This window comes from Candidatus Thiosymbion oneisti (assembly GCF_900092655.1).
GTDB lineage: Bacteria > Pseudomonadota > Gammaproteobacteria > Chromatiales > Chromatiaceae > Thiosymbion > Thiosymbion oneisti.
On record NZ_FLUY01000123.1, the window covers coordinates 1 to 9,120 of the forward strand.

Here is a 9,120-nt window from a genome sequence, read left to right on the forward strand (position 1 = left end):
TCCGCCGGATGCCTCACCCCTTGCGGTTGTCCCAACCCAGAGAACCACGGATGGACACCGATGGACACGGATATGGACCCATTCGGGACCCGGATCTGGCCGATCCGTGTCGATCCGTGTGTATCCGTGTGTATCCGTGGTTCTTCGATACGGCTCGTGCCGCATAGGCTGGGCTGTGCCCACCGCCGCAGCAAGCGCGGCGTCCGGCGCACGCGCCTGACCCGCCCTACGGTCCTCCCCCCACTGTGAGTGCGGGGAAGCTTGGGTTTGAGCCGTGTTTTCCTGTAGGAAAAACCGGCTTTCCCCCTAGGGTCCTGTGGTTTGATTTTGAACCACAGAGGACACAGAGAATTGACGGGTTCCCTTCTCAGTGTCCGCTGTGTTCTCTGTGGTTTAATAAGGCATGTCTTCGGGAAGCTGTATAGGCCTTCGCTCCGCCTAAAGTCATTTCCCGCTATTTTCCCCTATCTCTTTGCTATAATTAAGACTTTATTACATGCTGGTCCCGCGTTACCGCCGCACCTGCCGTCATGAGTGCCCTGCTCGAGCTGTTCCGCGCTTCCACCGCCCTGTACGGCGGTAATGCCGCCTTTATCGAGGATCTCTACGAACGTTATCTGCAGGACCCGGAGGGCGTGGATCTCGCGTGGCGGGTGCGCTTCGATGCCATGCGTCCGGAGGCGGCCGACGAGGTCCCCGCCCCCGAAATTCCCCATGGACCCGTGCGCCGGAATTTCCTGCGCCTGGCCCAGGAGAGCCGCGGGCGGGCACTGGCGCGCTCCACCGAGCGCCTGGAGCCGGCGGCGGCGGAGCAGCAGGCGGCGGTCCTGCGGTTGATCAATGGCTACCGTTTCCGTGGTCACCAGATCGCCGATCTGGACCCCTTGCGGTTGCGCGAGCCCCCCGCGATCCCGGATCTGGACCCGGCCTATCATCGGCTGGAGGCAGCGGATCTGGATCAGGTCTTCCACACCGGCTCCCTGTATGCCCCGGACCGCATGCGGCTGCGGGATATCATCGCTCTGCTCCGGGAGATCTACTGTCGGACGGTCGGCTCGGAGTACATGCACATCACCGGTACCAAAGAGAAGCGCTGGCTCCAGAAGCGTCTCGAGGGCGGCCGGGCGCAGCCCGAGCTCGACGCCGCCGCCCGGCGTTGGCTGTTGACCATGCTCACCGCCGCCGAAGGCATCGAGAAATATCTGCACGCCCGCTACGTGGGCCAGAAGCGGTTCTCCCTGGAGGGGGGGGAGGCCCTGATCCCCTTGCTGGACGCGCTCATCCAACGCGCCGGTCGCAAGGGGATCAAGGAGATCGTGATCGGCATGGCCCACCGCGGTCGGCTCAATGTGCTCACCAACATCTTGGGCAAACCGCCCCAGGACATCTTCGACGAGTTCGAGGGCCGCCCCCTGCCCGACTGGCAGGAGCTGGCGGGGGATGTCAAGTATCACCTGGGCTTCGCCACCGATGTGGATACGCCGGGCGGGGCCGTGCATCTGGCCCTGGGGTTCAACCCATCGCACCTGGAGATCATCGACCCGGTGATCGAGGGCTCGGTGCGGGCCCGCCAGCGCCGCCGTCGGGACTCCGCCGGCGAGCAGGTGTTGCCCCTGTTGATCCACGGCGACTCGGCCTTCGCCGGCCAGGGGGTGATCATGGAGACCCTCAACCTGTCCCAGACCCGGGGCTTTGCCACCGGCGGCAGCATCCATGTGGTGGTCAACAACCAGATCGGCTTTACCACCAGCAACCCGCTGGATACCCGCTCGACCTTCCATTGCACCGATGTGGCCAAGATGGTCCAGGCCCCGGTCTTCCACGTCAACGGCGACGACCCGGAGGCGGTGGTCTTCGTCACCCGGCTGGCGCTGGACTTCCGCAACGCGTTTCATAAGGATGTGATCATCGACCTGATCTGCTACCGTCGCTTGGGTCACAACGAGGCGGACGAGCCGGCGGTCACCCAGCCCATGATGTATAAGAAGATCCGCGCCCACCCCACCCCCCGCGCCCGGTACGCGGACCGCCTGGCGGATGCCGGCATCCTATCCAGGGAGGAGGCGGTGGCCATGATCGAGGACTACCGGACCTCGATCGAGCAGGGGGTGGTGGTCGCCCGGCCGGTCATGTGCGGGCTCGACAATGCCTACCGGGTGAACTGGAAGGACTGCCGGATCGTACCCTGGGACCATCCCACGGATACCGGGGTCGCGCGTGAGCAGCTCCAGGCGCTGGCGGAACGCATGCTCGCGGTGCCCCCGCAGTTCGAGCTCCACCCCCGGGTATCCAAGCTTTGGAACGAGCGCCGCAAGATGGCCAACGGGGCCCAACTGGTGGACTGGGGCTTTGCCGAGAACCTGGCCTACGCGACCCTGGTCGATGCCGGCTTCCCGGTCCGCCTGTCCGGGCAGGACTGTGGTCGCGGCACCTTCTTTCACCGCCACGCGGTCATCCACGATCAGGCCACCGGCAATAGCTACACCCCGCTGCAGCATCTGGGCGCGCATCAGGGTGATTTCATCGCCATCGACTCCATCCTGTCGGAGGAGGCGGTGCTCGGCTACGAGTATGGCTATGCCACCGCCGAGCCCAACGCCCTGACCCTGTGGGAGGCCCAGTTCGGCGACTTCGCCAACGTCGCCCAGGTGGTCATCGACCAGTTCATTACCTCCGCCGGCACCAAGTGGGATCTGTGCTGTTCCCTGGTGATGCTGTTGCCCCACGGCATGGAAGGCCAGGGGGCCGAGCACTCCTCTGCCCGCCTGGAGCGCTTTCTGCAGCTGTGCGCCGAGTCCAACATCCAGGTCTGCGTCCCGACCAGTCCGGCCCAGATGTTCCACCTCCTGCGGCGCCAGATGCTGCGCGGTTATCGCAAGCCGCTGATCGTCATGACGCCTAAGAGCCTGCTGCGCCACCGGCTGGCTACCTCCAGTCTGGACGAGCTGGCGGAAGGCCGCTTTCGACCCGTGATCGGCGAGCTGGACCCCATGGATCCCGCCCAGGTGGTGCGTATCATCCTGTGCAGCGGCAAGGTCTACTATGATCTGCTGGAGGCCCGTCGTACCCGTGGGATCGGCGATACCGCCATCCTGCGCATCGAGCAGCTCTACCCCTTCCCGACCGAGCTGCTCCGGGAGGCCATCGCGCCCTACGCCGCCGCCGGGCAGCTCATCTGGTGCCAGGAGGAGCCCCAGAACCAGGGCGCCTGGGACCAGATCAAGCACCGTTTCGTCCCCCTCCGGCCCCAAGGGGGGCAGATCTTCTATGTGGGGCGTCCCACGTCGGCCGCCCCTGCCGTGGGTCTGCGCGCAGTCCACGTCGAGCAGCAGGAGCAGCTGATCGACGAGGCCCTCACCGGCCGCATCAACCCGAGCATGAATCGCAGGATCCCCGTATGAGCACTGAAGTGCGCGTCCCCGCCCTGCCCGAATCCATTGCCGACGCCACGGTACTGGCCTGGTACAAGCAGCCGGGCGAGGCGGTGCGCAGAGAAGAGAATCTGGTCGACCTGGAGACGGATAAGGTGGTGCTGGAGGTCCCTGCCCCCATCGCCGGCGTACTCGGGGAGATCAAGGTAGCGGCGGGCGAGACCGTCCAGGCCGATACCCTGTTGGCCCTAATCGAAGCAGGCGCCGAAGCAGGCGCCGAAGCAGGCGCCGAAGCAGGCGCCGAAGCAGGCATCGAAACAGGCGGCGTCACGGAGCCGGCGTCCCCCCCGGCAGCGGCGGAAGCGGCAGCAGCGGCGACACCGACGGAGCCGGTGCTCGGCCCGGCCGCCCGGCGGCTGGTCAAGGCGCTGCATCTGGACCCTGCGGAAATCCCCGGCAGCGGCAAGGATGGACGGGTGCAGAAAGCAGACGTGACGGCCTTCCTGGATGCCCAAAAGCGGGAACAGGCCCAGGCCCAACCGCCCACCGAGCCGGATGCGACCGCCCCTGCCCCCCTCTCCACGGCAGACCAGCCGCGCCTCACCGGCGAGGCCGGGCGGCCGGAGCAGCGGGTCCCCATGACACGGCTGCGTGCCCGGGTCGCCGAGCGCCTGGTCCAGGCCCAGCAGACGGCCGCCATCCTTACGACCTTTAACGAGGTGGACTTAAGCGCCGTGATCGAGCTGCGCAAGCGCTACCAGGACCAGTTCGAGAAGACCCACGGCGTGCGCCTGGGTTTCATGTCCTTCTTCGTCAAGGCCGTGGTGGAGGCCCTGCAGCGCTTCCCGGTCATGAACGCCTCCGTGGACGGGAAGGACATCATCTACCACGGCTACTACGACATCGGGATGGCGGTGAGCTCCCCCCGCGGCCTGGTGGTCCCCATCCTGCGCAACTGCGACCGGCTCACCATGGCCGACATCGAGCAGGGCATCCTGGAATTCGGCCGTAAGGCCAAAGACGGCACCCTGAGCTACGAGGAGCTCACCGGCGGCACCTTCTCCATCACCAACGGTGGCGTCTTCGGCTCCCTGCTCTCCACCCCCATCCTCAATCCGCCCCAGAGCGCCATTCTGGGCCTGCACAGGATCCAGGACCGCCCCATGGCGGTACAGGGTGAGCTCGTGATCCGGCCCATGATGTATGTGGCCCTGTCCTACGACCACCGCCTCATCGACGGCCGCGACGCCGTGCAGTTCCTGGTCACCATCAAGGACACCCTGGAAGACCCGGCACGGTTGTTATTGAGGATTTGAGAGGGAGTAATGCTCTCGAGTAGTTTGCACCAGCCGGTGTTGTTTACGATACCATTCCAATGAATTTCGATCAGGAGCGGCCTGTGGGACAGTCCGTAGGATGGGCAAAGCAAGCGTCCGGCAAGATGGTCCAAGGTTTAGGCCGTTCCGCACAGGTTCCCGAACTGCGGCAGCGCGGTAGGGTGTAGCAAGCGAAGCGTGCCCATCAAATCCGGCTAGGGATTGATGGGCACGCTTCGCTTTGTGCATCCTACAAACAGTCGCGGCTCGGGAACCGCCGTGGCATGATCAAACCTTTAAGGACCCTTGCCGAACACTTGCTTTGCCCATCCTACGCGGCTCACACCCAGTAAGCACGCGTAGGGCGGATAAGCCTGCGCCATCCGCCGTATTAGCCACCTCGGTCGGGTGGCGGCCAGGCTCCCTCCTGCGTCGGCACGGGGCCTGACTTGACCTACGGGCTCACGTTGGGTGTAGGATGCGGCGAGCGTGGCAGGTCTTACCGGGTGGCACTGCGAGGAGACGCGAACCGCATCGGTGATGCGATGAGCATGGCAGGTCTTACAGGGCAGGGTAGTGGTTAACATTTAAGTGTAACATGGCTAATAGCAGTGTGTTGGGCACACCGCCATCCCTGGCGGCTTTGCCCAACCTACGAGCCGCACCCCCGCTCCCACCGAGGGGGCCGGGGAGAAGGGATCAAAGGGCGAAGATCGATGCCTTTTGCGACACCCTCACCGGGAGCGGGGCCTTGAGGCTTAGAAGCGGTCTAAAAAAGATCGTCGGGAGTGGGCCGGGTCGAGGAACGAAACCCAGCGTTTACGGGCCAGCCTGGTTTGCCTAGGTCTCGTCCCTCGATCCAGATTACCGTTTAAAATCAATGGGTTATGGCCTGTTGACATCTGGAGGGTCCAGCCCGCGGGTCTGACTTTGGCTATTGAGCACCATTGAAAATTCAAATCGTTCAGACCCCTTCTCCTGTGGGCCACAGGGGTACCAGAGCCGAGCGGCTCAAAGAGACCATCCATGGTACAGACACAGCCACAACCGCCACTAATCGAGCAGGTCATCCATAAGTTGCAAACGCTCTCGCCGGAGCGGATCAGCGAGGTGGAAGATTTCATCGATTTCTTGAGCGACCGCGACAGTGACCGGCGATTGACCCAGTCGGCTATGGCCGCTTCGGAGCCGGTCCTGAATGCTGTTTGGGATAATCCCGACGATGCCGAGTATGACCGGCTTTGAGTTCGGCACTATCGTGCTGGTGCGCTTTCCATTCACCGATCAGCGTGGCAGTAAACAACGCCCGGCAGTGGTGGTCAGCAGCGCCGCCTACAACCAGGCCAGGTCGGATGTGATTCTGATGGCGGTGACCAGTCGGCTCAGGCCCAGGCCTGACTTCGGCGAGATCGGCATCGACGACTGGCAAGCCGCCGGGCTGCTCAAGGCTTCGGCCATCAAGCCGGTGTTGTTTACGATGGAACAGAAGTTGGTTGTCAGGACGTTGGGATGGCTAAAGAAGAGAGATCAGACCGTGCTCAGAGGAAACCTCCAAAACATTTTCGGTTAACAACCAGTCTTGGGCCTGCGAGACTGGTGAGGTCCGTACCCACGGCGCGCACTCCAGTCCAATGCCGTCGAGTTAAGCGTCACCGGCACCGTTTGTGATCGAAACCCCTCTCCCGGCGGGAGGGGGGCTTTTGCGACACCCTCCCACCGGGAGAGGGGCTTTGGGGCTTAACTCAACGGCATTGGTGTTTGATCTCCACCCCTGCCGTCTCTTGCATCCCGACTAGTACCCCGTTTCAGCAAAATTTTCGGTAAAACCAGTCTCTGTCATCTCGACCGAAGGGAGAGATCTGTGACGATGAGACAACCACAGAGTCACAAGATCCCTCCTTCATCGGGACAAGGATTTCTCGCTTCGCTCGAAATGACAACCAGCAAAATTGGATGAAACCTGGTACTAGAGCCATCCCACATCATGGACATCCGGCTGTGCCAAAATGCACGGACCACGCCGGCGATTCGTCTCGAGTCGCGGGCCCAACCCCCAAGGGTGAGCAACCGGGAGTCGGCATCCCGCCCGTGCTCCCGGTACGGAGGGCTGCATGGCTGAAGCTTCACTTAAACAATCCGTTGTAAGGCCCGAAACTCCCCCTGTAATGCCTCAAGACGCGCGTAAACAGCCGGGCCGGGGGGGGGCGGCCGCATCCATCGGCAGCGCCGGTCACCCGGCAAGGGACCTCTATTTCAGTCCCAAATTCCTGCTGTACTCCATCGATGCCTGGGAGCACGATCAGGAGCAACGCTTCGACCTTGCCGCCTTGACGGACTCCTTTCGTCAATCCGTCCCCCTTCTGGACTTTCTGGACTGGAAGATTACCGCCATCGAGCGCGGGTATGCCCAGACCCTGCTCCCCCTGAACCCCAATGCGTCGAATCAGTATATTGCCCACCAGGGGGCCTCGATGCTGCTTGCCGCCGAGTATACCGGCGGCCTGGCCTTGGCCTCCCTCCTGCATCTGGTCCCCATCATCGGGTTTTGGCCGTCTGTCGACGATGGTGCAGGTTATCTGTGGGGGGCCAAGGCCGTGATCCGCTGGCACGCCCCCAGCTGCCACAACCTGATCTGCAAGGCCCGCATCGACAAGCCGAGATGGGAGAGCCTAGCGAAACGATTCACCAACAGCCGGAAGCTGGTGGCCACGGTCCCGGTGGAGATGTTCAATGGCGACCAGTTGGTCGCGGAGGCCGCTTTCACCTATTGGATGCAAGACCTCGCGAGTATGAAGCGGAACGCCTTCGACCTGGAGCGGATCGATCTGCTTTATAAGCACAAGACCAAGACCACCGCCAAGCTGATCGCGGGCCTGCGCGCCCTGGAGCAGGAGCGACCGGTGGCCGAGCGGCGCTTCGACGACCCCTATGCCTTTATGCTGGCGGGCAAGCAGGGCATTACCCTGGCCAGGCGCTTCGGCATGGGCACGCCGCAACTGCAACACCTGGTGGCGGGCAGGACCCGGCACCTGGACCGGAACGTCACGGAATTCGCGCGGGAGTTCGCGCAGAAACAGGCCAGCTTCAATGTGGTCAATATCGGCGCCGGTTATGACAGCCGCTTTTGGCGCTTGAAGTTCGAAGGGGCCACCATCTATGACCTGGATCTGCCGGTGATGCTGAATGAACGCCGGCGGATCTTCGATTACACCAGGGATAGGCAGATCCATAATCTCGAGATCGACCTGGAGACCCAGGTGATCGATGCGGTCTTGTCGGCGAGCGGTCGTTTTGATCCCAGTGTCCCTACCTACTTCATCTGGGAGGGCGGCTCCATGTATTTTGGCGACCGGCATATCGACCGCATCTTCGGCGCCATCGGCCGGGTCATGGCACCCGGTTCCCGCTTTTGGTTCGATTATGTGTCCGAGGCGATCGTCGAGGGGACCACCGGCATCCGCGAGGCGGAGGATTTTATTGACGCTATGCGGAAGCTGGGGGAGCCCTTTGTCACCGGGTTCGATGACATGGGCCCGCTGGCAAGACGATATCATCTCGAAATAAAGGAAGACGCCGCTGCCGGATCCGTCTTGGGTATCGGGGAGGCGATCTATAACCACTATCACTTTTGTGTATTGGGGAGGGGCTAACACCATGGCCTTCATAGGTTCCGTCATTACCGCTTGGTTCACCAGATCGATCGAATTTCTCCGCCGGGATTACGCACGCAACCAGTTTACGCTGGATGTTGCCAGATATGTCGGCTGGTGGGGCCATCCGCTCTATTATCTGATCTGGACGGTCATTCTGCCCCAACCCTATGAATCCGCCTGGTTGCGCTTCGGCTCGGGGATCAGCTTTATTCCGTTTCTCTTCTATAAACACTACCCGGTTGGATTCCGGCCCTGGTTGAATCTCTATTGGTATCTGTGGTTGACCTTTACCCTGCCCGTTATCTTCACCTTCCTGATGCTGATGAATGACCTGTCCGGGATGTGGCTGGTCTGTCAGACCATGATGTTTCTCGTGTTCGTAATATTTGTTCCCAATCTTTTTCTGATGACGTTCTTCCTGGTCGCGGGCATCGCGATCGGGTATCTGGGCTTTGTGTGGACCACCGGCAGCCACCTGGTCCTGACCACCGAGCTCATCGAATACATGCTCCCAATCCCCATGGCGATGCTATGCGCGATACTGTTCAATTTTACGAAAAAGCAAGGAGAGGTCGCCCTAGAGAAAAACCAGGCATTGCAATCCTTGGCTGGCGGTATCGCCCATGAGATGCGCAATCCGCTGGGACAGCTCCGCCACAGCCTCAACAACATCCAAAACCAACTGCCGGTCTATCACCCGGAGCGACCGACCGCGGCCCTGGATGAGACGTCCCTCGAACGCATCTATCAGGGGGTTGGTCACGGCCAGATGGCGGTCAA

The 9,120-nt window shown here is 62.3% G+C and carries 7 protein-coding genes; all 7 read left to right on the forward strand.

Translation table 11 applies throughout. The features are described 5' to 3' along the window. Positions 1–249 (forward strand): hypothetical protein (locus tag BQ17_RS22245; protein WP_218067994.1); only part of this gene is annotated, 249 nt, incomplete at its 5' end. 281 nt (positions 250–530) lie between these two features. Next, positions 531–3,401 (forward strand): 2-oxoglutarate dehydrogenase E1 component, encoded by a 2,871-nt coding sequence (locus BQ17_RS01200; protein ID WP_089723934.1) that lies wholly within the window; start codon positions 531–533, stop codon positions 3,399–3,401. After that, positions 3,398–4,687 (forward strand): 2-oxoglutarate dehydrogenase complex dihydrolipoyllysine-residue succinyltransferase, encoded by a 1,290-nt coding sequence (gene odhB / locus BQ17_RS01205; protein ID WP_089723935.1) that lies wholly within the window; start codon positions 3,398–3,400, stop codon positions 4,685–4,687. The genes BQ17_RS01200 and odhB overlap by 4 nt, the downstream gene beginning before the upstream one ends. A 1,026-nt stretch (positions 4,688–5,713) precedes the next feature. Further along, positions 5,714–5,932 carry a hypothetical protein gene (locus BQ17_RS01210; protein WP_089723936.1) on the forward strand — a complete coding sequence of 73 codons (219 nt, stop codon included), beginning with the start codon at positions 5,714–5,716 and terminating at the stop codon, positions 5,930–5,932. Then, complete coding sequence (locus tag BQ17_RS01215) at positions 5,919–6,257, forward strand: type II toxin-antitoxin system PemK/MazF family toxin (protein WP_256091435.1); 339 nt, start codon at positions 5,919–5,921, stop codon at positions 6,255–6,257. The genes BQ17_RS01210 and BQ17_RS01215 overlap by 14 nt, the downstream gene beginning before the upstream one ends. Positions 6,258–6,852: 595 nt before the next feature. After that, the gene (locus tag BQ17_RS01220) at positions 6,853–8,337 is read left to right on the forward strand and encodes an SAM-dependent methyltransferase (protein ID WP_176722237.1); all 1,485 of its coding nucleotides are present in this window, start codon (positions 6,853–6,855) and stop codon (positions 8,335–8,337) included. 4 nt (positions 8,338–8,341) lie between these two features. Beyond that, a partial coding sequence (locus BQ17_RS01225) for a sensor histidine kinase family protein (RefSeq protein WP_218067995.1) occupies positions 8,342–9,120 on the forward strand: 779 nt, incomplete at its 3' end.

Bases quoted from the DNA above. Each gene is read 5' to 3' on its own strand.
- BQ17_RS01200 (WP_089723934.1), top strand. From the start codon at position 531: ATGAGTGCCCTGCTCGAGCTGTTCCGCGCTTCCACCGCCCTGTACGGC.
- odhB (WP_089723935.1), top strand. From the start codon at position 3,398: ATGAGCACTGAAGTGCGCGTCCCCGCCCTGCCCGAATCCATTGCCGAC.
- BQ17_RS01210 (WP_089723936.1), top strand. From the start codon at position 5,714: ATGGTACAGACACAGCCACAACCGCCACTAATCGAGCAGGTCATCCAT.
- BQ17_RS01215 (WP_256091435.1), top strand. From the start codon at position 5,919: ATGACCGGCTTTGAGTTCGGCACTATCGTGCTGGTGCGCTTTCCATTC.
- BQ17_RS01220 (WP_176722237.1), top strand. From the start codon at position 6,853: ATGCCTCAAGACGCGCGTAAACAGCCGGGCCGGGGGGGGGCGGCCGCA.